This is a genomic window from Actinomycetospora sp. 2LY8.5, from assembly GCF_057180585.1.
This window is the reverse complement of the sequence record NZ_JBXUHE010000034.1, coordinates 44897-66083: the sequence shown is the minus strand read 5'-3', so window position 1 is coordinate 66083 and position 21187 is coordinate 44897. Positions and strand designations below refer to the sequence as shown.

Below are 21187 nucleotides of genomic sequence, written 5' to 3'. Positions count from 1 at the left end.
CCTCTCAGGGAACTCGAGTTCATGACAGGAGACGACTTCCTCGCGCGACGTCTGCTGTCGTGACGCGAGCTGCCGGATCAGAAGACAGCCGGATCAGAAGACGGCCGGATCAGAAGACGATCGTGCTGTGCCCGTCGAGGAGCACCCGGTCCTCGCAGTGCCACTTCACCGCGCGGGCCAGCACGTTCCGTTCCACGTCGGCGCCGCGTCGGGTGATGTCGGCGACCCGGTCACGGTGGGAGATCCGGGCGACGTCCTGCTCGATGATCGGGCCCTCGTCGAGGTCCTCGGTGACGTAGTGGGCCGTCGCGCCCACCAGCTTCACCCCGCGCGTCCTGGCCTGCTCGTACGGGCCGGCGCCGGCGAACGCGGGCAGGAAGGAGTGGTGGATGTTGATCGCGGGGACCCCGATGCGGTCGAGGAAGCCGCCGGTGAGCACCTGCATGTAGCGGGCCAGCACGACCAGGTCGACCCGCCCGTCGAGCAGCTCGGCCTGCTGGCGCTCGGCTTCCGGCTTGGTGTCCTTCGTGACCGGGATGTGCGCGTACGGCACGTCGAACGACGCGACCTCCTTCTGGAGGTCGGGGTGGTTGGAGACCACCTGCACGACGTCGATCGGCAGCTCGCCGCGGCGCCACCGCCACAGCAGGTCCAGCAGGCAGTGGTCGTAGCGCGAGACGAACAGCGCCACCCGGGTCGGCACCGACGCCGCCCGCATCCGGAACGACATCCCGAAGCGCTCGGCCACCTCGGCCGCGAACTCCTCCTCCAGCGCCGGGAGCCACCGGGGCAGGTCCGGCACCCGGAAGACGGTCCGCAGGAAGAACCGCCCGCCCACGGGGTCGGTGGTCTGCTGGTCGGACTGGATGATGTTGGCCCCCCGCGCGTGGAGGAACCCGCTGATCGCCGCGACGATGCCGGGCCCGTCCTCGCAGGAGACGAGGAGGCGCCCCACGTCGGGGTCCGGCAGGGAGGGGTCCATGGTCAGCTCCAGGGGAACGGCGAACGGCTCGTCGGGTGGAGCTCGCCCGCCTCGTACCGGGAGAAGCGGAAGGGCTCCAGCAGCTCCTGGGGCTCGCCGAGCAGCTCCTTCGCGACCAGCGCGCCCACACCGATCATCTTGTACCCGTGGTTCGAGTCCGCGATGACGTACGCGTTCCCGCGGAAGGAATCGAACACCGGGAAACTGTCGGGGGTGAACGCGCCGATCCCGCCCGAGGGCTCCTTGCGGTAGACGTCGCGGCGGCCCGCGAAGCGCTTGTGGCACACGGCGAGCGCGGAGGTCCACATGCGCACGAAGTCCTCGCCGACGACGAACTCCGGGCTGGCCGGGCCGTAGGGGTCGACGGCCACCGCGTCCGCCGGGCGCCCGACCTGCTCGGGGGACGCCCCGCCCTGCACGCCGCCGAAGTGGAAGTCGGGCTTGTAGTAGATGCCCCAGATCCGATCGGTGATCAGCTCGCCGTCGATGTCGTCGTAGAGGGGCGCGTCGGAGTCGACGTGGACCACGGGCGGGAACTCGCCGCGGTTGTCCACGAACTCGTGCGGGTCGACGCCGAGGATGCCCTCCTGCAGCGCCCAGTACGTCCACATCGGGACGTCGGGCACCACCCGGCCGTCGGGCATCCGGACCGCGGTCGTCGACGGCAGCTCGAGCATCGCCCAGAGGTCGCGGATCCACGGCCCGACCGCGACGACGACGTGCTCGCACGCGATCGTGCCGGCGTCGGTCTCGACGGCGCAGACACCGGGCCGAGCGGAGCGACGGGACGACGCTCCGTCGTCGCTGAACTGCAGTCCGGTGACGGTGACGCCGGTGACGATCGAGGCGCCGGCGGCGCACACCTTCTCCTCGAGCCCGCGCAGCGACGCGACGTTGTTGGCGTAGCCACCGCGCTTCTCGTGGAGGATCACCGAGATCCCGGGCGCCTGCCAGTCCGAGAACATCTCGCGCATGTAGTCGTGACAGGCGTCGACGCCCTCGACCAGCTGCGAGTCGTAGCCGATGGCCTGTTGCTCGGCGTGGATCTGCACGACGTCGGCGTGCATGGCCTCCGGCGCGGCCTGGATGTAGCCGATCCCGTGGTACGAGAAGGCCTCCGGGTCGGACTCCCAGACGTCGACCGAGTGCGCCATGAGCCGGCGCATCGCGGGCTGGAAGTAGTTGTTGCGGATGACCCCGCACGCGACGCCCGACGCGCCCGCGCCGACGCCGGTCTTGTCGATGACGAGGACCTCGCTGCCGTCCCCGAGCCCGCGCTCGCGCAGCTCGGTGGCGAGGTGCCAGGCGGTGGACAGCCCGTGGATGCCGGCGCCGATGATCAGATACCGGACGTTCGAGGGGACCATGCTTCTCACCCGTTCCGACGCTATGGTCGTCGAGTCGACTATTGCCCTGAGGGCAATGCTGTTTCACCCTGGGAGACGAAATTACCATGGTTCGCACCGGCAGACCAGCAGATCGGCAGGTCGAGTCCGTCCAGAAGGCGATCGCGGTACTGGACGTGCTCGCCGCTGCCGGCGAGGAGCTCGGGACCAACGAGATCGCCCGCCGCACGGGGATCAACGCGAGCACGGTGTCGCGGCTGCTCGCGACGCTCGCCGCCCCCGGGCTCGTTCAGCACCACCCCGCGAGCGGGCGCTACGGCCTGGGGATCCGCATCCTGCAGCTCGCCGGCGCGGCGCGGGAGACGCTCGACGTCCGGCGGATCGCCCGCCCGTCACTGGAGGACCTGGTCGCCGTCAGCGGCGAGACCGCGACGCTCTCGGTGCCCGGCGAGCACGACGTCATGACCCTCGACTTCGTGCAGAGCCCGCAGTCGGTGCGCAGCGTCGCCGAGATCGGACGCAACAGCGTGCGGCACGCGACCGCGGTCGGGAAGGTCTTCCTCGCCCACGGCGGGCGCGCCCCGGACGAGCTGACCCGCTTCACCGAGCACACCATCACCGACCTCGCCGCGCTCGAGCGCGAGATCGCGACGATCCGGGAACGCGGCTGGGGGCTCTCGCAGGCCGAGCGCGAGCCCGACCTCGTCGGTGTCGCGGTGCCGGTGCTCGACGGCGACGGCGACCTCGTCGCGATCCTCGGCGTGCAGGGCCCGCGCGGGCGGCTCGACCAGGCGCGGGCCGAGGTGCTGGCCGGGACGCTGCGCGAGCACGCCCGCACCATCGCGTCCGCCTTCTAGAGTCACCGCACCGCGGTCAGGTGTGTCCTCGCCGACGCCCACGGCCCGGAACCCGCGTGTTCTTCGGCCTCGGCGAGCGCCTGGCGGACGTAGGTCTGCGCCGCCGCCACGCCGGAGCCGGGGACGACGTCCGCGCCCGCGTCGAGCAGCGCCATCTCCGCCGCGGCGAGCGCGCTCAGGCACGACACCTCGTTGACGTCGCCGACGTGCCCGATGCGGAACACCTTGCCCGCCACCTTCCCGAGGCCACCGCCGAAGGACGTCCGGTAGCGGTGGTAGGCGATCCGGCACAGCCGGGCGCCGTCGACGCCGGCCGGCAGCCGCACCGCGCTCACCGTGTCCGAGTACCAGCGCGGCGACACCGCGCACAGCTCCAGTCCCCACGCCGCGACCCCGTGCCGGACGGCCTCGGCCAGCCGGTGGTGACGGGCGGCGACGTCGTCCATCCCCTCGTCGAGGAGGCGGTCGAGCGAGGCCCGCAGGCCGTGCAGGAGCGGCATCGGCGGGGTGTAGGGGAAGGAGCCGACCTCGTTCGCGGCGATCATGTCGGCGAACGCGAAGTAGCACCGCTCCGTCGTCGTGCGCTCCGCCGCCGTCAGCGCCTTCTCGCTCACGCCGAGGATCGCGAGCCCGGCCGGGAGCATGAACCCCTTCTGGCTCCCGGCGACCGCGACGTCGACACCCCAGTCGTCCTGCCGGAAGTCGATCGACGCGATGGACGAGACGCCGTCGACGAACAGCAGCGCCTCCGAGCCGGCGGCGTCCATCGCCCGGCGCACCGCCCGGACGTCGGAGGTCACGCCGGTCGCGGTCTCGTTGTGGGTCACGAAGACGGCCTTGATCGACGGATCGGCCCGCAGCGCCTGCTCGAAGGCCTCGACCGGGACCCCCTCACCCCACGCGACGTCGTGGCAGACGACATCGAGCCCGAGCCGGCGCGCCATGTCCACCCAGAGGTGCGAGAAGTGGCCGTGCCGCGCCATGAGGACCCGGTCGCCGCGGTCGAGGCAGTTGCTGATCGCCGCCTCCCACGCCCCGGTCCCGGAACCCGGGTAGAGCAGCACGCGGCCCTCCCGGAGGCGGAACACGCGCTTGAGGTCGGTCAGGAGGTCCAGGACGAAGTCCGGGAAGTCCGGCGCCCGGTGGTCCTCCGTCGGGACGGCCATCGCCCGCCGGATCACCTCCGGCACGGGGGTGGGACCGGGGACGAAGAGGTGCGTCGTTCCGATCTTCACGGCCGTTCCTCCCGACGGGGCGGCATGGTGTCCCTCGACGCTAGGTCGTGCTGCTCCGTCCCGACTCCCCCGTCGTGGGGAGACGGGAGGGGGAGTCACTCCTCGGCTCACCCCTTGGCCAGGAACGTCCCCAGCGAGTCGTCGTGCGCCTCCCACCAGGCGGTGTGGTGGATCGGCGCCTGCGTGCCCGTGCACGGCGAGGAGAACCCGCGGTCGCGGTATCCGATGATGCTCTCCTCCTTGTCGTGCTCCCACTTCTTGAAGTGGGCGCGGGTGAGGTCGAGGTCGAAGTCCGGGTAGTCGGTGCCGGCCACGAGGTCGGCGATGTGGTCGGCCTGGAAGTCGATCTGGGCGAACGCGTCGGGCAACGCGTCCTCCCGCGCCCGCCACTCCGCGACGTCCTTGCTCATCTCCTCGCGCGAGGGCAGGCCGACGCGGCCCAGCACGATGTCGCGGGCCAGCCACGCCTCGGCGTCGAAGAGCGTGAACGTATAGAACTGGTCCTGCATGCTCAGGTACATCATCTTCGGGTTGTCGATCCAGAAGACGCCCTTGTAGAGGTCCGGCGGGTAGAGCACGTTCGCCGTCCGCAGCCGCAGGTCGGAGGCGACGAACGGGAAGTGGTGCTGGTAGCCGGTGCACAGGATGATCGCGTCGACGTCGCGCGAGCTGCCGTCGCTGAAGTGCGCCGTGCGCCCCTCCATGCGCGTGAGCAGCGGGACCTCGCTGATCCCGTCGGGCCACGGGAAGCCCATCGCCGACGTGCGGTAGCTGATGGTCACGGTGTTCGCGCCGTACTTCCTGGCCTGCAGCGCGATGTCCTCGGCGGAGTAGCTCCCACCGACCACCAGCAGATCCTTGCCGGCGAACTCCTGGGCGTCGCGGAAGTCGTGCGAGTGCAGGATGCGGCCCGGGAAGCGGTCGAAGCCCGGGAAGTCGGGCAGGTTCGGCACCGAGAAGTGGCCGGTCGCGACGACGACGTAGTCGAACTGCTCGACCCGTGACGCGCCCTCGGCGAGCGCCTCGACGGTGACGTCGAAGGTGTCGCGTGCCGGGTCGAACTCGATCCACCGGACCGCGGTGTCGAAGGCGATGTGGCGGCGGACGTCGCTGTGCTCGGCGCGGCCCTTGATGTAGTCGAAGAGCACCTCGCGCGGCGGGAACGACGGGATCGCGGTGCCGAAGTGCTGTTCGAAGGGGTAGTCGGCGAACTCCAGACACTCCTTGGGCCCGTTCGACCACAGGTAGCGGTACATGCTGCCGTGACACGGGTTGCCGTACTGGTCGAGGCCGCTGCGCCAGGTGTAGTTCCACAACCCGCCCCAGTCGCTCTGCTTCTCGAAGCAGACCAGCTCGGGTACGTCGGCGCCCGCCGCCCGCGCCTGCTCGAACGCGTGCAGCTGGGCCAGCCCGCTCGGTCCGGCACCGACGATGGCAACCCGTGTCATGGACACTCCTCCTGTGGTCATCGGCTCGTGTGACAGCGCTGGTCAGGAGCGCGGGCGTTCCTTGTCAGGGTCGTAGAAGGGGAAGCGGACGACCTGGGCCGGGATCCGCTTGCGGTGGCCGTCGAGCTTCCCGACCTCCACCTCGGTGCCGATCCCGGCGTGCTCGACGGCGAGGCGGCACAGCGCGATGTTCGTGCGCAGGATCGGCGAGCGGGTCGCGCTGGTGACGACGCCGACCTGGTGGCGGCCGACGTGCACGCAGTCGCCGTGGTGCGCGGGTTCGTTGCCCGCGAGCTCGAGGCCGACCAGCCGGCGCTGCGGGCTCGCCTTGCGGGCGACGAGCGCGTCGCGGCCCACGAAGTCGTCCTCCTTGGTCTGCAGGGGGACCGTGAAACCGACGCCGGCCTCGAAGGGGTCGACGTGGTCGTCGAAGTCGTAGCCCGCGAAGACCAGGCCGGACTCGATACGCAGGACGTCGAGGGCGTCGAGACCCAGCGGCAGCATCCCGTGGGGCTCGCCGGCCGCCCACACCGCGTCCCACAGGGCCGGACCGTCCGACGGGTGGCACCAGATCTCGTAGCCGAGCTCGCCGGAGTAGCCGGTGCGGGAGACGACCACGGGGATGCCGCGATGGTCACCGATCCGGCCGATCGTGAAGCGGAACCAGGTCAGGTCGGAGAACGCCGGCTGCGTGCCCGGGGTCCAGATCAGCTCGCGTAGGACGTCGCGGCTCGTGGGCCCCTGGACCGCGATGTTGTGCATCTGGTCGGTCGAGTGCTTGACCCAGACCCGGTCGAGGCCGAGCCGCTCGCCCTGCTCGCGCAGCCAGCTGCCGGTGTACTCGTCGCCGCCGACGAACCGGAAGTTCGTGTCCGCGAGCCGGAAGACCGTGCAGTCGTCGATCATGCCGCCGGTCTCGTTGCAGACCGCCGAGTAGACGACCTGGTTGATCGAGAGCTTGCGGATGTTGCGGGTGACGCAGGCCTGCAGCAGCGCCTCCGCGTCCGGGCCGAGGACCTCGAACTTGCGCAGCGGCGACAGGTCCATCACCGCGGCCCGCTCGCGACAGGCCCAGTACTCGTCGATCGCCCCGTGGCCGTCGAAGCCGGTCGGCAACCAGTAACCGCGGTACTCGGTGAACTGGCGGGTCAGCGCCCGGGTCCGCGGGGCGAACGCGGTCTCCTTGGTCAGCGACGCGGGGTGCTCGGGCGTCGGGCGGTGCGCCATGGCCATCGAGAACCTCCGTTCGGCGGAGTACACGCGCAGGTGGATGTCGGTGGGCGTCCAGGCGTTGGCGGGATCGACGTCGTCGGGGCAGGCGGAGGTCGCGCAGACGAGGTCGACGCCCGCGCGCATCAGGACGTAGTCGCCCGGTCGCGACCAGGGCTCGTCGAAGATCAGCTGGTTCCGCGCGTCGAACGCGGTGTTGTAGAAGAGGTTGAGTGCGGGCCACCCGGCGCGCTCCTCGATCGCGTACGGCCGCAGCTGGGCGTTGAAGTTGTCGGTGCAGTTGACGTGCCCGAAGTAGCCGAAGTCCTCGTAGTACTTCGTGTTGCAGGCCAGACCGAAGGTGTCGTGGCGCCCCACGGTGTCGCGGACGATCTCGACGAGGGGCTCCATGTCCTGGTCGTAGAACTTCCCGTGCAACCCGGGCTGCGGGTAGGCCGACCCCATGAAGTAGCGGGTGGCCGTCGCGTCGAGACCGCGCTCGCGACCCTCCTGCAGCTGGTGGGCGTGGAACGCGAGGAAGTCCGAGCACTGCCGGCCCTCGACGTCGAGGACCTGGATGTACTGCCCGGCCTTCACCTCGTAGCTCAGGGCCGTGGCCGCATCGACGCGGACGTCGAGGATCGGCTCGGCGAGCGGGGGCGGCAGCGGCGGGGCCTCGCGCACCCGCGGCTGGGCGCGGCGTACCTCGAGCACGAGGTCCGACGGCGGATTGCCCGTCGTCTCGTCCACCGCCATCGTCCCGCCGGGCGCGGCGACGAGGACGATGCCCGGCCCGGCCGCGCGCAGGGTCTCGCGCGACCCGGCCGGCGACCACTCCCCGAACAGGAGCGCCGCGCGGAGCTCGGAGGGGTCGAGACCGCGCGCGACGAGCGTGGCGAGCACCGGGTCCTCGATCGCGTAGCCCCGGGACGACGACTCCGTCGCGACCACCCCGAGCGCCTGCAGCACCGTCGCCGGGGCGTCGGCGGTGAGGCCGAGGAGATCGCGCGCGGCCGCCCCGTCGGCCCCGAGGGCCGTCACCTCGGCCCGCTGGCGACCCTGCCGGTCGACGACGGTGATCTCGTCGCCGCCCTGCACCCGCACGGCCGTGACGCCGCCCGGCCGGACCCAGTACGTCTCCAGGCGCGGCTCGGCTTCGAGGAGGCCCGGGAGCAGCAGCCGCCGGGCGGCGAGCGTGCCGCCGGTCAACTCTGCGGCTCTCGACGCGGCTCACCGTCCGCGCGCCGGGGGACCTCGTCGGCCTCGCCGCCGGCACCGGCCGACACACCCACCACGCCGGTGGGCTCGTCGTGGACGAGATCCCAGTACGTCGGGTCGGAACCCCGGACCTGCACGTCCTCGGGGACCCGCAGACCGATGGTCCGCTCGAGGACCACCGCCAGGACGAGGGCGGTGGCCCACCCGATCGCGATCACCACCGCGAGACCGAGGAGCTGCCACCAGGGAGTGATCTGGACGTTCTGGAACGCGTACGGTCCCGAGTCGATCCCGAAGTAGCCGCCCTGAGGTGTACCCCAGGCGACGAGGCCGACGGCGACGATCCCGTAGATCCCGGCGCCGACGAGCACCGGACCGAGCTTGTGCTCGTCGATCTCCCGGCGCTGCATCCACTCGTAGACGCCGTAGGCCACGAACGGCGCGATGAGGGCGACGATGAACATCTGCCACGGCTCGTAGACGTCGAACGCCGGGGCTCCGGACAGGTACCCGGCGAGTGGCCCGAGCAGGGCATAGAAGTACTTGCCGGTCCGATAGGCGATCAGCGCGCCGGTCAGGGCACCCCCGGCCCAGGCGAGGCCGAGGTTGTTGAAGGCGATGCCGACGCTGGTGTCCGACATGTTGATGCTGACGAACAACGCCTCGGGGTCGACGAAGAAGCCACACGAGAGGATCACCATGGGCAGTCCGGCGAAGATCGCCATCAGGCCGACGACCGTCAGGCCCAGATTGTGATAACGGTACTCCGCCACCTCGGGATGCGGCCGAAACACGCCCGGACGGGGCCGGAGGCGTACCGCCAGCACCAGCCCGACGACCCCGGCGAAGACGTAGACGAATCCCGACCCGAAGAAGTCGTGGTAGCCCAGCGCGGTCAGCGGTCCGGTCGATCCCCAGGTGAGCCAGCTCAGCACCGAGGAGACGACGGCGAGCACGAAGGAGATCACGAAGTACGCGGCGGCCCGGATCCGCTCGGTGACGCCGAGATGCACGAGGACGTTGATGATCCCCGCGAAGCAGGCGAGGAAGAAGACGAAGATCTGCTGGTTGTTCAGCGCCGCGCCCGTGCCCACGTCCGGGTCGACGTTCTGGGCGAGGTCATTGGCGAACGCGCCGCCCAGCCACCAGTCCGCGATCGACTGCCAGTACGGATTGGGCACCTCGAACGCCACGTAGTACTGCCAGTTCCAGATCGCGAAGCCGATCAGGAAGTAGGTCGCAAAGCCGATGAAGAAGCCGACGAGCTTCTGGAGCATGCTGTCGAAGACGTTGACCCGCCGGACGCCTCCGAGGTCGACGAGCAGAATCCCCGCGAGGATGAGGAGAGCGCCGACCGTTCCGGAGGCGTAGACGAGGTTCTGCGTCAGGGAGTTCGTGCTCACCTGGTCCGGAAAGATCGGATCCGGTGGTGTCGGCACCGAGTTCCACCATGTCGCCGTCACGGACGCCTCCTGACGTGAGGACCGTCATCTGTGACCCAGAGCATCCCAGGAGCACCCTCCTGACGTAACCCCCTCAGTGAACGGCGTTCGCTTGGGTTCAACACGGCGGCCGGGCGTGGATCTCCTAGGAGCTGGCCGGGCGCGCCCGGGCGCCCCGGGGAGCAGCCCCGTCTCCGGCCGGGCCAGCGCGCGGATCGGCGTCCAGGTGTTGTCTAGTGTGATGAAACAAGGTCTACTCGACGTGGCCCGACGTGGTCCAGTTCACGTCACTCCCGGCGCCCACCATCCGCGGAGGTCCCGCCATGCCCACCGACCTCGAGAACTTCCTTGCCGTGGACGGACGCGACGATGCCGTCGCCGAGATCCGCCGCAGGATCGACGAATCCGGCGTCAGCTACATCTACTACCAGTTCGTCAGTGTCACCGGCCGGATCATGGGCAAAGGGGCACCGGCGCCGCACTGGGAACGCTTCGCGCGCACGGGCTTCCAGCTCGTCTACGGGTCGACGGCCAACCTGTTCACCGACCGCCACGGCGAATACATCGGGTACGGCGCGGAGGCCTGCGAGCTCGTCGGCCTACCCGACGTCGAGACGTTCCAGGTCCTACCCTGGGATCCGAAGACCGCGCGGGTGTTCTGCACGTTGTTCCGAGGCCGTGAAGAAGCCGAGGAGCCGGGCGCCCACCTCACGTCCGACTGTCGCGGGAACCTCAGGCGCATCCACGAGGAGTTCACGAACCTCACCGGGTACCACCTCCGGGTCGGCGCCGAGCCCGAGATGATGTGGCTCAAGCTCAACCCCGACGGCACGCCGTCGGTGGACGGGATGACGAAGCCGTACTGCTACCACATCGACCAGTTCAGCGAGCTGCAGCCGCTCATCCACCGGGTCATCGAGTACGGCACGGCGATGGGTCTGGACATGATCCAGGGCGATCACGAGGACGCCCCGGGACAGCTCGAGCTCAACTGGCAGTTCGACCGTGCGGAGCTGACCGCCGACCGCTTGACGACCTACCGACAGATCTGTCGTCAGGTCGGCCGCGAGTTCGGTGCGTTCCCCTGCTTCATGCCGAAGCCGTTCATGGGCGTCTCGGCCAACGGCTGTCACCACAACCTCTCGCTGTGGGACGGCGACACCAACGTCTTCCTGCCCGAGGGCGACGATCCGCGCATGCCGAGCAAGATCGGTCTGGCGGCGATCGGCGGCGTGCTCGAGCATCTGTCCGCGCTCACCTGCATCACAGCGCCGACGGTCAATTCCTATCGCCGGCTCTGGGACGCCGGGTTCTGGGCGCCGCTCTATGCGGACTGGGGTTTCCAGAACCGCACGACCGCCCTGCGTGTCAGCGCGCCGGACCGTTCCGAGTACCGGTCGGTCGACTCGTCGGTGAACCCCTATCTCTCGTTCGCCTCGCTCATCAAGGCGATGGCCGACGGCATCCAGCGCAACCTGGACCCCGGTCCGCCCGAGGAGCGCAACATCTACAACGCCATGGCCGAGGGCAAGGAGGTGAAGAGCATCCCGATGAACCTCGGCGACGCCTTGCGCGCCCTGGACGCCGACCGGGTGGTGCGCAGCGCCATGCCCGGTGACATGTACCGGGTCTTCGAGCACTACAAGCGCGACGAGTGGGAGCGCTTCTGTGCCGCGGTCACCGACTGGGACGTCAAGGAGTACCTCGACATCCTGCCGTAGCGGGACGAGCCCGAACGAGGGAGAAGCCACATGTGTGGAATTGCCGGGATCATCCACACCGACGGCCCGGGCGACGTCGGTCGCGAGATGACCAAGATGCTCCAGTCCATGCGGCACCGCGGGCCGGACTCCGCGGGGTACGCGCTCTACGGCGAGCCGGGCGAACCGCTCGTCATGCGGTTCAAGCTCGCCGACCCGAACGAGACCGGCGACTTCGACTTCGACGAGCGCCTCGAGCGCAGCCGGCGCGAGGTGGAGTCGCGCCTGTCGAAGGTCGGCGCCACCGTCGACCGCGTCGAGGGCGAGTCGGCCTACGCCTACCGCGCGAGCTTCCGGTACGAGGGCGAGCTCAAGCCGCTGGCCGACTACATCGAGAACATCCCCGGCTGCGAAGTGCTCTCGCTCGGCCATTCTCTGGAGATCGTCAAGGATCTCGGGGACGCGAGGACGGTGTCCGACCAGTACCGCCTGGACGCCTTCCGCGGCACGCACGCCATCGGGCACGTGCGCATGGCGACCGAGTCCGACGTCGACATCGCCGGCGCGCACCCGTACTGGGCGTACCCGTTCTCCGACGTCGCCGTGGTCCACAACGGTCAGCTGACGAACTACCACCAGTGGCGCCGGCGGCTCGAGCGCAGCGGGCACCGGTTCCAGTCCGAGTGCGACTCCGAGATCATCGCGGTCTACCTCGCCGAGCGGCTCGCCGACGGCGTCAGCCTCGAGACGGCGATGAAGGGCAGCCTCGCCGACCTCGACGGCGTCTTCACCTATCTCGTGGTCACCGAGGACAGCCTCGGCATGGCGAAGGACGAGATGGCCGCGAAGCCGCTGGTCCTGCACGAGGGCGACGACCTCGTCGCGCTCGCGTCCGAGGAGAGCGCCATCCGCGCGGTCCTACCCCAGGAGATCGACACGTACGACCCCTACGAGTCGGAGGTGCTGGTGTGGTCGCGATGAGACAACGGGTCGGCCGCAACGACATCCGAGGGCTCGCCGAACCCGACGTCGAGGCCCCGAAGACCGCGCGGGTGGAGGGCGACACCGCCGTCTTCGACGCCGCGGACCTCAGCCCCCGCCAGATCAACCTCGAGCTGCGCCGCCTCGTCTACACCGAGGGCGTCGGCGAGGTGACCATCGAGAATCCCGGCGCGAAGCACTCGGTCGCCGTCGGCATCCTCACCCGCTGCCGCATCACGATCGACGGCAGCGTCGGCTACTTCGGCGCCACCCTCGGCGACGGCCCGGAGATTCACGTGACCGGCCGAGCCGGCTGGTCGCTCGGCGAGAACATGATGTCCGGCGTCGTGGTCGTCGACAAGAACGCCGGTTCGCTCACCGGGGCGGCTCTGCGTGGTGGCGATCTGGTGGTCAAGGGTCACGTCGGCGCTCGGACCGGCATCGACCAGAAGGGCGGGACCATCATCGTCGGCGGCGACGTCGGATCGATGACCGGGTTCATGATGCAGCGTGGGCGTCAGATCATCTGCGGGAACGCGGGCCCGGGCCTGGGCGACTCGATGTACGACGGGGCGCTCTACGTCGCCGGCACGGTCGCCTCGCTCGGCGTCGACTGCGTCGAGGCGGAACTGACTCCGGAGGACGAGGAGCTGCTGGGCCGGAAGTTCCGCATCTACGGCCTGGATCGGCCGGACACGTTCAGGAAGTTCGTCTGCGGCAAGCAGCTCTGGAACTACGACACCCTCGAACCCTCCGAGCGCAAGCTCGTCCTCTAGAGAGAGTCCTATGGCTGACGAGACAGCACCTTCCGAGACGACGTTCCTCGGCCAGAGCCAGATCTTCACGCCCGAGGTCATCAACGACATCCACATGAAGGCCGAGCTCGGCCGCTACCGGATGCGCGGGGGCGGCATCTTCAAGAAGATCCCGCACTGGGACGAGCTCGTGTTCCTCCCCGGCACCCTGACGCGCTTCGTGATCGAGGGCTACCGCGAGAAGTGCGAGACGAGGACCGTGCTCGGAGCGCGCTTCGCGAAGAAGCCGATCGAGCTCGACATCCCCGTGTACATCACGGGCATGAGCTTCGGCGCGCTCTCGCTCGAGGCCAAGATGGCGCTCGCCAAGGGCGCGTCCATGGCCGGTACGGCGACCTGTTCGGGCGAGGGGGGAATGATCCCGCCGGAGCGCGACCTCTCGACGAAGTGGTACTACCAGGTGATCCAGAGCCGCTACGGCTTCAACCCCCACCACCTGATGCTGGCCGACGCGGTCGAGTTCTTCATCGGTCAGGGGTGCAAGGTCGGCCTCGGCGGCCACCTCATGGGCCAGAAGGTCACGGAGCAGGTCGCCGAGATGCGTTCGCTGCCGGTCGGCATCGACCAGCGCTCGCCGGCCCGTCACCCGGACTGGCTCGGTCCGGACGATCTGTCGCTGAAGATCCAGGAGATCCGCGAGGCGACGGACTACCAGGTCCCGATCCAGCTCAAGCTCGGCGCCTCGCGCGTCTACGACGACGTGCGGATGGCGGCCAAGTGCGGGCCGGACGTCATCTTCCTGGACGGCGCGGAAGGCGGCACCGGTGCCGGACCGCACATCGCCACCGAGGAGACCGGCATCCCGCTGATCGCGGCCATCCCGGAGGCTCGCAGGGCGCTGGAGGACGTCGGCCTCGCCGACGACATCGACCTCGTGGTGGCCGGGGGCATCCGCAACGGCGCTGACATCGCCAAGTGCATCGCGCTCGGTGCCACAGCCGTGGCGATCGGAAGCGCCGCGCTGATGGCGCTGGGCTCCAACAAGGAGATCCCGGGGGTCACCGACTACGAGGGCACCATCGGCGTACCGGCGAGCAAGTTCTACCACTGGCACACCGGTCGCGACCCCGCCGGTATCACCACCCAGGACCCGGAGCTGCGCAAGCGGCTGAACGTCGACGAGGGCGCCGAGCGGGTCTACAACTTCCTGCACACGCTCACTCTCGAGGTGCAGATGCTCGCCCGTGCGTGCGGCAAGACCGACGTGCACAGCCTCGAGCCGGAGGACCTGGCCGCACTGACCACGGAGTCCGCGGCGATGGCCCGGGTGCCGCTGGCCGGCACCACCTACATCCCCGGGGTGACCGAGGAGCGCACCCTCTCCGAGATCAAGTCGCTGCTCGGGAAGCACCTCGCCAACGACGGGGGCGGCCGCGATGTCTGACCTCTTCGACCTGTCCGCGCGTCGGCTCACGACGCGCTCCGGCATCGACACCGAGGAACTGACGGGGCGCACGTTCGACTACCAGTTCGACGCGTCCCTCGTCGAGGACGTCGATCTGTACGCCTCCACGCCCGGCGACGACCTCAACTGGCTCGAGGACATCCACCTGATGTCCGAGGACGGCGTCCCGGCGGTGTTCGACCGGTACACCAACGCGTTCGTCAAGATTCATTTCGAGATCCCCGAAGGCCGGGAGGACGAGTACGCCCGCAAGGTCCTGATCAAGCACCTGCAGGAGGGCAACTCGTATGGCGTCTGGCTGAAGTACCGGCACGCCAAGTTCCCCCAACCCGAGCTCGGGTCCTGGCTCCGGGACTCGCCGACGGTCGGGGAGAACTGGACCCCGCCGCAGCTCGAGGGCTGGGAGCCGCCCGAGGGTCACTGAGGGGCGAGCGTCGCTAGGGGATCTCCGGCATGTGCCCGTAGCCGGTGACGGTGAGGAACGTGATCGGGAGCTGCACGAGCTCCGAGGGGCCGTGCGGGCCCTCGCCGTCGAAGATCAGCGAGTCGCCCGCGCGCATCTCGTACTGGGTGTCGCCGTGCACGTAGCGCATGACCCCGTCGAGCATGAACAGGAACTCGGTTCCCGGATGCTGGAAGAGCGGGAAGACCTCGCTGGCCTCGGTGAGCGTGCAGAGCAGGGGTTCGAGTCGCTTGTGCTGCCCGCGCAGCGCGCCGAGCATCCGGTAGATGTGCCCGACGTTGCTGCCCCGGCGTGAGATCTCCGCGCCGTGGCCGGAGCGGGTGAACACGGCCTCGCGGTCGGAGTCGATGCCGCGGAACAGCGCCGTCACCGGGATCTCCAGCGCTGCCGCCAGCCGGGACAGGACCGAGAGGCTGCACGACGTCTGCGCGTTCTCGATCTTCGAGAGCATCGCCTTGGACATGCCGACGCGCTGCGCGAGCGACGTCATCGTGTAGCCCTTCGCGATGCGGTACTCGCGGGTGCGGGAGGCGATGACGTGCTCCAGCTCGCCCAGGCCGGGAGCGAGCTGACCGAGGGGCTCGTCCGACCCGGGGTCCGGTTCGCCCGAATCCTCGGTCACTGAGGTCACGACCCGAGAATAGTCCGTGGACGCTGGCGGGAAACGCCGTTCACCACCCGGTCGAGCGGCCGCGCGCCCGTGCGCGGGACTCCGACCCGGCGCCGTCCGGTCTCCGCGAGCAGCTGCGCGCCGAAGCACACCCCCGGTTTGCGCTGATCGCCCGCTTCACCATGATGGCGCGCCATGCCCGGCTGGTACCTCGTCACGGCGACCGCAGCGGTCGTCGTCCTCGCCGTCCTGCTCATCGTGCGGGTGCGCGTCCACCCCGCCGTGGTGCTCGCGCTCGCCGCGGCGACCGTCGGGCTGGCCACCGGCCTCGGGGTGGAGGGCACGGTCGACGCCGTCACCACCGGGTTCGGCGACATCATGGCCGACGCCGGCCTGCTCATCGCCTTCGGCGTGCTCATCGGCTCGCTGCTGCGCGCGGTCGGCGCGATCGAGCGCCTCGTCGCGACCCTGCTGCGCTGGTTCGGCCCGCAGCGCATGCCGATGACCATGACGGTGGCGTGCGCGACGGTGCTGCAGCCGATCTTCGTCGACGTCCTCATCGTGATCGCGGCACCGCTGGCCCGGCGTATCGCCGCCCGGATCGGGCCGACGGGCGTCCCGCGGATGGCGGCGGCGATCGCGATCGGCTGCGAGTGCGGGATCGTCATGATGGTGCCCGGGATCGGGACCGTGGCGATCGCCGGCGTCCTCGGCGTCCCGCTCGGGCGGATGCTGGTGTTCGGCCTCGTCGTGCTGGTGCCGACCGTGGTGATCGCCTCCGCGATCACGGGCGCGATCGTGTCGCGTTGGTGGGACCCCGCGCGCGACGAGCCGGAGGCGGCCGAGGACGCCGATCCCGCGGAGACCGGCGAGGACCAGGCCGGCGAGGACCAGCCCGCCGGGATCGACGGCGCCGACCGGACCCCGGCCTCGCGCACCCCGCTGGCGGTCCTGCTCGCCCCGCTGCTCGGCGCTCTGACCCTCATCGCCGCCGGCGCGATCGTCGAGGCGGCGGGCGCGTACCTCCCCGTCCTGGCCTTCGTGGCCGCGCCACCGATCGCCCTGCTGCTCGGCGTGCTGGGCACGATGGTCGTGGCCCGCCGCGAGCTCGGGCGCGACGGGATCGACGCCCCGCTCGCCGAGGGCTTCCGGGAGAGCGGACTGATCCTCGTGCTCACCGGCGTCGGCGGGTCGCTGGCCGAGGCGATCTCGGCGTCCGGCCTGGGCGAGGTGCTCGGCGGGCTGTTCTCGGCGAACACCGCGCTGCCGCTGGCCACGGTCTGGCTCACCGCCGCGGTACTGCACGTGGCCGTGGGCTCGGTGACGATCTCCGCCATCACCGCCGCCGGCGTGCTCGCCCCCGTCGCGCCCGCGATCGGGCTGGACCCGGTGCTCATCGCCCTGGCCGCCGGCACGGGCGCGCTGTTCGTCGTGCACGTCACGAGCAACACGTTCTGGCTGCTGCAGTCGCTGCTCGGGCAGACCGTGCGGGGCGCGTTGAAGACGTGCTCGTTCGGGGTCTCGATCGCGTCGGTCGTCGGGCTGGGCTGCACGTTGGTGCTCAGTGCGGTGCTGTGAGGCGCTGCGAGGCGCTGTGAGGCGCTGCGAGGCGGGAGCCGCATCGCCTCCCCCGCCGCCGGCCGGGGCGCGTCACCCCTGCCCGTGCGCCGGCTCGAGGCCGTCAGTCCCCCAGGTTCCGGGGACGCCCGCGCAGGTGCCGGCGGACGTTGACCACGAGCTGGACGGCGGCGGCGACGGTCAGCGCGGTCCAGATCCCGGCGGCCACGGTCACCGCCGTGGCGGCGACGGTCGGGACGACCCCGGCCGCGAAGAGCCCGACACCGCCGATCACCAGGCGGGCCGGGCGCTCGGGGAAGCTCACGAGCCCCACCCCGCCGACGCCCTCCGCAGCCGCGCCGGCGCGGATCGCCTCGCCGAGCAGGGTCAGCACCGCGGCCGCGGCGCACAGCGGTCCGGGGGCGCCGAGAGCCCACAGCCCGACGATCATGCTGAGGTCGCCGATGCGGTCGACGAGCTGGTCGACGACCCGGCCCCAGGCGGTCGAGGAGTCCGTGAGCTGGGCGACCGCCCCGTCGACGCCGTCGAGCACCGCGACGACCACGACGAGCGCCGCGGCGAGCAGCGGCCAGCGCCCGCCGAGCGCGGCGACGGCCCCGACGGCGACCGCGACGACGCCGCCGACGACCGTCACCGAGGTCGGCGAGACACCGCGGCGGGCCAGCGGGGCGCCGAGCCGGTGCGCGAGGCGCAACCAGGCCATGGTGGGACGGGACGAGCGGACGTCGTAGCCGCCGTGGGCCCGCGACCAGCGGTCGAAGTAGCCCTCGAGGTCGTCGACGTCCACCCGCATCACCCCGACGAGCACTGTAGCCGTCACGCCCCGGACAACCGGAGCTCCGCGATCACGGGGTCGTGGTCGCTCGCCCGGGTCCCGCGCACGATCCAGGAGTCCTCGACGTCCCAGACGTCACCGCCGGCGAGGATCCAGTCGAGGCGCAAGGGGCCGCCGTGGAACCGGCGCACCGCGGCCGCACGCACCCCGCCGAACCCGTGGAAGGTGTCCTCGTCCTGGCGCACGGTGTCGGAGTAGCCGTGGGCGAGCAGCGCGCGGTACGGCGTCGAGCCGGGCGGGCAGTTGAAGTCGCCGGTCACCACGGTCGGCGCCGGGCCGTCCAGGCGCCGCAGGAGCAGCTGGGTGCTCTCCTGCCGCGCGAGCGCGCTCCAGTGGTCGAGGTGGACGTTCACGTGCCGGAACGTCGCGTCGGTGCCGCGGACCGCGAACCTCGCCCAGTTCAGGGCGCGCACGTTGCGCGTGCCCCAGGACGCCGACGGAACGTCCGGGGTCGCGCTGAGCCAGAAGCCGCCGTGCTCGAGCAGCTCGAGACGGTCGGGCGCGTAGAGGATCGCGTTGTGCTCGGGGCGCCCGCGGGTACCCGCCGCCGGGCCGAGCACGAGGCCGTAGCCGGCGAGCTCGCGGCGGTAGGTCGCGAGCGCGGCGCGCTGGAGCTCCTGCACGCCGAGCACGTCCGGCGCCTGTGCACGCACCGTCGCGACGTTCACCGCCGCCCGCCGCGACCACCGGTGCCGGCCGTCCACGGGCGTCGTGAAACCGCGGACGTTGAAGCTCATGACCCGCAGGCGCGCCGACTCTCCGATGGCCCCATTCAAGAGGTCCGCTGGAAGCGGGCGCGCAGTGGGCGCCCGTCGGGATCGAGCACCATCCGGTAGGCGGGCCCGGTGATCCAGCGCCGTCGCCCGGGTGCGCACGCACCGTCGCCATCGCCTCGGCCTGCCCGATCATGGCGGGGTTCGGGCCGGCGTCGCGGTGCGGGCGCGGCACGACGGCGACGAGGTGGCCCAGCGCCGTGATGACCGCTTGATGACCGCGCGCGCGACGCTGCGCTCGCCCCACGGGGCGTACGGGAGCGGCGGCGTCCGGCGGGGATTAGGTGCGCAGGACCTGGACGGCGCACGTCCCGGTCGCCGGCGGGTCGGGGATCGGCGCCGGGATTCGGGAGGCCCGCCGCGGGGAGTCCCGGGAGGCGACGTCGCCGGCACCACGGCGCTGTCGGACCTCGGTGCCATCCTCGGCGCATGACGAGCTGGCGAGATGTCGAGACAGCGGTGCCGGAGTTCGCGCGCCGTGTGCGGGACCTGTTCGACGCCCACCGGCACAAGACCCTCGCGACGCTGCGCGCCGACGGGTCGCCGCGCATCTCCGGCATCGAGACGGTGTTCGACGACGGCGAGCTGACGTTCGGCTCGATGCCGGCCGCGCGCAAAGGCGCCGACCTGCGCCGCGATCCCCGGTTCGCCCTGCACAGCGCCACCGTCGACCCCGTCGAGAGCCAGGAGGCGCAGTGGCCCGGCGAGGCGAAGATCGCCGGCCGGGCCGTCGCGTCCGGGGCGATCACCGAGGGACCGAGCGGCGACCTCTTCCGCGCCGACATCACCGAGGTCGTCCACACCCACCTCAACCCCGAGGCAACGCTCCTCGTCGTCGAGTGGTGGACGCCGGCACGGGGACTCCGGAAGCTCGAGCGCGAGTAGCGCCGGCTCAGAAGGTCAGCGTCGTCTCCTTCGGCCCCTGTTCGAACCGACGCTTCCCGACGCGGGCGATGATGAACAGGATCGTCCCCACCACGACGAAGGCCGCGCCGAGCAGCCAGATCTCGAGCGACTGCTGGGTGAGCAGCACGATGCTCGCGATGATCGCGAGGATCGGGATGACGGTGGGGACCCGGAAGTGGTCATGGTCCACCTCGTCCTTCTTGAGCACCAGGCACGAGATGTTCGTGGAGATGAACACGAACAGCAGCAGGAGGACCGTGGTGTCGGCGAGGGTGCCGATGTTGCCGACGAAGCTCATCCCGATCGTCGCGAGGCCGACGGCGATGATCGCGACCCACGGCGTGCGACGGGTCGGGGCGACGTTGCCGAAGATCGAGGGCAGCAGGCCGACCTCGGCGAGCCCGTAGGTCGCGCGGCTCGCCATCACCATGAACAGCAGCGCGCCGTTGGCGATGGCCACGAGCGCGATGAGCGAGAACAGCCACTCGGGGATCGGCAGCCCGGACGCCGTGATCACCTCGAGCAGCGGGCCGGTGGACTCCGCCATGACGTTCGGGTCGACGACGATCGCGGAGCCGAGGGCGATGAGCAGGTAGATCACGCCGGCGGTGCTGATCGCGCCGAACAGCGCCCGCGGGTAGGCGCGGCTCGGCTCCTTGACCTCCTCGGCCATGTTGGCCGCCGCCTCGAACCCGAGGAACGAGAAGAACGCGACGACCGAGGCGGCGAAGGCCCCGACGAGGATGGGCTGGTCCGGCGAGGGCATGAGGATCCGCCCCGGGTCGCCCCCGCCGCCACCGAAGACGATGGCCGCCACGACGATCACCATCACCAGGCCGCTGGTCTCGATGATCGTGGCGATCGTGTTCGCGGCCAGGGACTCCCGGACGCCGCGCAGATTGATGCCGATGAGGATCAGCAGGAAGATGACGGTGACCGGCGCGGCCGGCACGTCGACGAGCGTCGTGAAGTAGTCGCCGGCGAACGCGTTGGCCAGCAGCGCGGAGGTGACGATGCCGGACGAGAGCATGAAGAACCCGACGATGAAGGTCAGGAAGGGTTTCTTGTAGGCCCGTTCCGCATACCGCGCGGCGCCGCCCGCGTGCGGATACTTCGTGATCATCTCGGCGTAGGTGCCCGCCGTCAGCAGCGCCACGACCAGCGCGATGACCAGCGGCAACCACAGCATGCCGCCGACGTCCTCGGCCATGGTGCCGACGAGGGTGTAGATGCCCGCGCCGAGCGTGTCGCCGACGATGAAGAAGAACAGCAGCACCGTGCCGACGTTGCGCGCCAGCTTGGTGTCCTGCCCCGCCGGCTCTGTCGTCCGCCCGGTTTCCGTCATGGAGGAATGGTCGGGGAAGGACGCCCCTCTCGCCTCTCG

Annotated in this window: 19 protein-coding genes; 9 read left to right on the top strand and 10 right to left on the bottom strand. The window is 70.6% G+C overall.

Features of this window, described 5'->3' with window-relative positions:
* Nucleotides 1-109: 109 nt before the first annotated feature.
* Nucleotides 110-982: a formyltetrahydrofolate deformylase gene (gene purU, locus AC2A1K_RS27400; RefSeq protein ID WP_483899510.1), complete on the bottom strand. Its 873-nt coding sequence runs from the start codon at nt 980-982 to the stop codon at nt 110-112.
* Between the two features lie 2 nt (nt 983-984).
* The gene (locus AC2A1K_RS27395) at nt 985-2349 is read right to left on the bottom strand and encodes an NAD(P)/FAD-dependent oxidoreductase (RefSeq protein WP_483899521.1); all 1365 of its coding nucleotides are present in this window, start codon (nt 2347-2349) and stop codon (nt 985-987) included.
* Nucleotides 2350-2435: 86 nt separating this feature from the next.
* Here AC2A1K_RS27395 and AC2A1K_RS27390 point away from each other — a divergent pair, with 86 nt between their 5' ends.
* Nucleotides 2436-3185: an IclR family transcriptional regulator gene (locus AC2A1K_RS27390; protein WP_483899509.1), complete on the top strand. Its 750-nt coding sequence runs from the start codon at nt 2436-2438 to the stop codon at nt 3183-3185.
* A 2-nt stretch (nt 3186-3187) separates the two neighbouring features.
* Here AC2A1K_RS27390 and AC2A1K_RS27385 read toward each other — a convergent pair whose 3' ends face one another.
* The 4 genes from AC2A1K_RS27385 to AC2A1K_RS27370 all read right to left on the bottom strand — a co-directional run bounded on the left by AC2A1K_RS27385 (nt 3188) and on the right by AC2A1K_RS27370 (nt 9758).
* Complete coding sequence (locus AC2A1K_RS27385; protein ID WP_483899508.1) at nt 3188-4420, bottom strand: pyridoxal-phosphate-dependent aminotransferase family protein; 1233 nt, start codon at nt 4418-4420, stop codon at nt 3188-3190.
* Nucleotides 4421-4527: 107 nt separating this feature from the next.
* Nucleotides 4528-5868 (bottom strand): flavin-containing monooxygenase, encoded by a 1341-nt coding sequence (locus tag AC2A1K_RS27380; protein ID WP_483899507.1) that lies wholly within the window; start codon nt 5866-5868, stop codon nt 4528-4530.
* Nucleotides 5869-5910: 42 nt separating this feature from the next.
* Entirely contained in the window at nt 5911-8286 is a 2376-nt protein-coding gene (locus tag AC2A1K_RS27375) for a trimethylamine N-oxide demethylase (RefSeq protein ID WP_483899506.1), read from the bottom strand.
* The gene (locus tag AC2A1K_RS27370; RefSeq protein WP_483899505.1) at nt 8283-9758 is read right to left on the bottom strand and encodes a hypothetical protein; all 1476 of its coding nucleotides are present in this window, start codon (nt 9756-9758) and stop codon (nt 8283-8285) included. The genes AC2A1K_RS27375 and AC2A1K_RS27370 overlap by 4 nt, the downstream gene beginning before the upstream one ends.
* A gap of 302 nt (nt 9759-10060) precedes the next feature.
* Between AC2A1K_RS27370 and AC2A1K_RS27365 the strand changes: the two genes are divergently transcribed.
* From AC2A1K_RS27365 to AC2A1K_RS27345, 5 genes are read left to right on the top strand one after another with little or no spacing between them, the layout of a single operon-like run.
* Nucleotides 10061-11458: a glutamine synthetase family protein gene (locus AC2A1K_RS27365; protein WP_483899504.1), complete on the top strand. Its 1398-nt coding sequence runs from the start codon at nt 10061-10063 to the stop codon at nt 11456-11458.
* 30 nt (nt 11459-11488) lie between these two features.
* Nucleotides 11489-12418 carry a class II glutamine amidotransferase gene (locus AC2A1K_RS27360; protein WP_483899503.1) on the top strand — a complete coding sequence of 310 codons (930 nt, stop codon included), beginning with the start codon at nt 11489-11491 and terminating at the stop codon, nt 12416-12418.
* Nucleotides 12415-13194, top strand: a complete 780-nt coding sequence (locus AC2A1K_RS27355; RefSeq protein ID WP_483899502.1) for a glutamate synthase — start codon at nt 12415-12417, stop codon at nt 13192-13194. The genes AC2A1K_RS27360 and AC2A1K_RS27355 overlap by 4 nt, the downstream gene beginning before the upstream one ends.
* 10 nt (nt 13195-13204) lie before the next feature.
* The gene (locus AC2A1K_RS27350; protein ID WP_483899501.1) at nt 13205-14617 is read left to right on the top strand and encodes an FMN-binding glutamate synthase family protein; all 1413 of its coding nucleotides are present in this window, start codon (nt 13205-13207) and stop codon (nt 14615-14617) included.
* Nucleotides 14610-15062, top strand: coding sequence for a hypothetical protein (locus tag AC2A1K_RS27345; RefSeq protein ID WP_483899500.1), 453 nt, complete (start codon nt 14610-14612; stop codon nt 15060-15062). Before AC2A1K_RS27350 ends, AC2A1K_RS27345 begins: the two co-directional genes overlap by 8 nt.
* A 13-nt stretch (nt 15063-15075) precedes the next feature.
* Here AC2A1K_RS27345 and AC2A1K_RS27340 read toward each other — a convergent pair whose 3' ends face one another.
* Nucleotides 15076-15732: a helix-turn-helix domain-containing protein gene (locus AC2A1K_RS27340; protein ID WP_483899499.1), complete on the bottom strand. Its 657-nt coding sequence runs from the start codon at nt 15730-15732 to the stop codon at nt 15076-15078.
* A gap of 174 nt (nt 15733-15906) precedes the next feature.
* Here AC2A1K_RS27340 and AC2A1K_RS27335 point away from each other — a divergent pair, with 174 nt between their 5' ends.
* Nucleotides 15907-17289 carry a GntP family permease gene (locus AC2A1K_RS27335; RefSeq protein WP_483899498.1) on the top strand — a complete coding sequence of 461 codons (1383 nt, stop codon included), beginning with the start codon at nt 15907-15909 and terminating at the stop codon, nt 17287-17289.
* Between the two features lie 103 nt (nt 17290-17392).
* Here the strand turns inward: AC2A1K_RS27335 and AC2A1K_RS27330 are convergent, their stop codons facing one another.
* Together AC2A1K_RS27330 and AC2A1K_RS27325 are read right to left on the bottom strand one after the other, a co-directional pair.
* The gene (locus tag AC2A1K_RS27330) at nt 17393-18109 is read right to left on the bottom strand and encodes a CDP-alcohol phosphatidyltransferase family protein (protein WP_483899497.1); all 717 of its coding nucleotides are present in this window, start codon (nt 18107-18109) and stop codon (nt 17393-17395) included.
* The gene (locus AC2A1K_RS27325) at nt 18106-18861 is read right to left on the bottom strand and encodes an endonuclease/exonuclease/phosphatase family protein (protein WP_483899496.1); all 756 of its coding nucleotides are present in this window, start codon (nt 18859-18861) and stop codon (nt 18106-18108) included. Before AC2A1K_RS27325 ends, AC2A1K_RS27330 begins: the two co-directional genes overlap by 4 nt.
* Nucleotides 18862-18991: 130 nt before the next feature.
* Here AC2A1K_RS27325 and AC2A1K_RS27320 point away from each other — a divergent pair, with 130 nt between their 5' ends.
* Nucleotides 18992-19330, top strand: a complete 339-nt coding sequence (locus AC2A1K_RS27320; RefSeq protein WP_483899495.1) for a hypothetical protein — start codon at nt 18992-18994, stop codon at nt 19328-19330.
* A complete protein-coding gene (locus AC2A1K_RS27315; RefSeq protein WP_483899494.1) occupies nt 19327-19782 on the top strand; it encodes a pyridoxamine 5'-phosphate oxidase family protein in 456 nt (151 codons plus the stop codon). The genes AC2A1K_RS27320 and AC2A1K_RS27315 overlap by 4 nt, the downstream gene beginning before the upstream one ends.
* A gap of 7 nt (nt 19783-19789) precedes the next feature.
* Here the strand turns inward: AC2A1K_RS27315 and AC2A1K_RS27310 are convergent, their stop codons facing one another.
* Nucleotides 19790-21148 (bottom strand): APC family permease, encoded by a 1359-nt coding sequence (locus AC2A1K_RS27310; RefSeq protein WP_483899493.1) that lies wholly within the window; start codon nt 21146-21148, stop codon nt 19790-19792.
* Nucleotides 21149-21187: the final 39 nt, after the last annotated feature.

Coding starts and splice junctions, on each gene's coding strand:
- purU (WP_483899510.1), bottom strand. CDS start 982: ATGGACCCCTCCCTGCCGGACCCCGACGTGGGGCGCCTCCTCGTCTCC.
- AC2A1K_RS27395 (WP_483899521.1), bottom strand. CDS start 2,349: ATGGTCCCCTCGAACGTCCGGTATCTGATCATCGGCGCCGGCATCCAC.
- AC2A1K_RS27390 (WP_483899509.1), top strand. CDS start 2,436: ATGGTTCGCACCGGCAGACCAGCAGATCGGCAGGTCGAGTCCGTCCAG.
- AC2A1K_RS27380 (WP_483899507.1), bottom strand. CDS start 5,868: ATGACACGGGTTGCCATCGTCGGTGCCGGACCGAGCGGGCTGGCCCAG.
- AC2A1K_RS27365 (WP_483899504.1), top strand. CDS start 10,061: ATGCCCACCGACCTCGAGAACTTCCTTGCCGTGGACGGACGCGACGAT.
- AC2A1K_RS27360 (WP_483899503.1), top strand. CDS start 11,489: ATGTGTGGAATTGCCGGGATCATCCACACCGACGGCCCGGGCGACGTC.
- AC2A1K_RS27355 (WP_483899502.1), top strand. CDS start 12,415: ATGAGACAACGGGTCGGCCGCAACGACATCCGAGGGCTCGCCGAACCC.
- AC2A1K_RS27350 (WP_483899501.1), top strand. CDS start 13,205: ATGGCTGACGAGACAGCACCTTCCGAGACGACGTTCCTCGGCCAGAGC.
- AC2A1K_RS27345 (WP_483899500.1), top strand. CDS start 14,610: ATGTCTGACCTCTTCGACCTGTCCGCGCGTCGGCTCACGACGCGCTCC.
- AC2A1K_RS27335 (WP_483899498.1), top strand. CDS start 15,907: ATGCCCGGCTGGTACCTCGTCACGGCGACCGCAGCGGTCGTCGTCCTC.
- AC2A1K_RS27325 (WP_483899496.1), bottom strand. CDS start 18,861: ATGAGCTTCAACGTCCGCGGTTTCACGACGCCCGTGGACGGCCGGCAC.
- AC2A1K_RS27315 (WP_483899494.1), top strand. CDS start 19,327: ATGACGAGCTGGCGAGATGTCGAGACAGCGGTGCCGGAGTTCGCGCGC.
- AC2A1K_RS27310 (WP_483899493.1), bottom strand. CDS start 21,148: ATGACGGAAACCGGGCGGACGACAGAGCCGGCGGGGCAGGACACCAAG.